This window comes from Pseudomonadales bacterium, assembly GCA_013215025.1.
GTDB lineage: Bacteria > Pseudomonadota > Gammaproteobacteria > Pseudomonadales > DT-91 > DT-91.
In genome coordinates this window covers 1-1,700 of record JABSRR010000331.1, presented here as the reverse complement: position 1 = coordinate 1,700, position 1,700 = coordinate 1, and the positions used below count along the sequence as shown (strand labels likewise).

Genomic DNA, 1,700 nt, shown 5'->3' with positions numbered 1-1,700 from the left:
GGCGGCGGCGCGTACTCGCTGTGCGCGGCGACGATGGACAGCGTGCACCTGAGCCTGTTCCACCTCGAGCAGCTCGGGCTGCGCTGCGCCGCACAGAGTGACGACATCGAGAGCGACGAGGCATTGGGCAGCGACGGCGGCATCGAGCGCGACGTGGAAATGAGGCGAATGGCGCTTGAGATTGTGCGCGCGCGCTCAGAGCACGCCTTCGAGCGCATCGACACTCAAAACAGCGCCAAATTCAACATCGCGGCGCAGGCAGAGCACGGCGACGACGACGGCGCCGAAGCCACGAAAAGCGAGCGGATGCGCGAGCACATTGCGGAGCGCGTCGCCGATGCGGCGGCCAAAGGCGATTTCTATGAATTCATCGCCGCGGAAGAGTTTGAGTCCGACGCGGTGCTGTTCGATGTCGCAGACGCCGCCCAATCGAACCTGCGCCGCTTCGGAAGCGAGCTCGGCGACGCGCTCAACGACTTCCTGCGCACGCACCGCGTCGCCGGCGCGCAGCTCAGCACCGGTTTCCTGTTTTGGTATTGGCCGTGGTACGCGCGACGCAGCGACGCGGAGGTGAAACGAGGTCGGTCGTATCAGAACATGGACTTTGGCGGTTATACCGTCGCCGAGCTCTGTGTCTCTCCGCGCTTCGATTCGTTGAAATCCGAGATTTTGAGCTCGGGCTTTGTCGGAGCGAAAGAGTTCGAGGAACAGGTCATCGACAAAGGGAACGCGTACCTTCGGACGGCCATTTGCAGGAAAATGAAGACAAGTACAATGACTTTCTGCACTACGACATTCCCTACGGTTCCCCGCTGCGCGCGCATCATTTGTTTGCCGTTGTGCTTTACACGGACTTCAGCGATCTGTGCTTTGCGTTCGGGCGTTCGTTTCGCAAAATTAAATGGAACGAAAGCTTCGCCGCCGTCAAAGAAAGGAACGCGAAATTCTATTTTCTGTCGCGCTATCTCCGCGAGGCCGTGCAGTACTACGGCAGTGACGGGGTTGAGGAAAAGGGTCCGTTTTTCACGGGAATGAAGTGCGTAATGAATATGCCGTCGTTTGCTTTGGCGCTCAACGGACCGACGTCGACCTCGAAGCAGAAGGCGGTGGCCACGCGCTTCGCCGGCGACGGAGGAATGGTCATTGTGCTCGATAACCAAAGGGGAAACAGTGACTATGAGCGCTTTTGGGACTGTTCGTGGCTCAGCGCCTTCACCGAGGAGGACGAGCGCCTGTGGTTCGGGTCAATTTACAAAGTGGAGGTCGCATCTGTGATTATCATCGCATCGGCGCTGAATTACAGGCGTTCGATGGACGCGTTTTGGAAGTTCGATGCGATATTATCCGGACAGCGGAACATGAACGAAATCGAAGTGAGCACGCGCGACGTCGATATCGTGCGCGCTGCGATGGCCTCCGCGTTGGGCGAACCCTTTGCGGCGAACCCGAACTGCGACGCGTATGCGTTGGACAACTTCTTCGCATTCACGCGCCACAAAACACACGTCGTGCTCGATTTGTATCAGCTGAACCAGATGAAGGACCGCCGACTGACGGACTTTGTGATGCACAACATCAAGAAACAGGAAGCCCACGACATTACCTACGACGACACCAACATTTTGAAGCCGCTCATCTTCCGACTGTTTCCCAATCTGCAGCAGATCACCATCGAGACATCCTCGGGCGATATCTTTGCA

General features: G+C 57.8%; 2 protein-coding genes. Both read left to right on the top strand.

Annotated features, from left to right (window positions below):
* Positions 1–1,035: hypothetical protein (locus HRU21_13400; protein ID NRA43279.1), on the top strand; the 1,035-nt coding region annotated here is incomplete at its 5' end.
* A gap of 8 nt (positions 1,036–1,043) precedes the next feature.
* Positions 1,044–1,700, top strand: a 657-nt coding sequence (locus tag HRU21_13395) for a hypothetical protein (GenBank protein NRA43278.1), incomplete at its 3' end; no start/stop codon positions are given.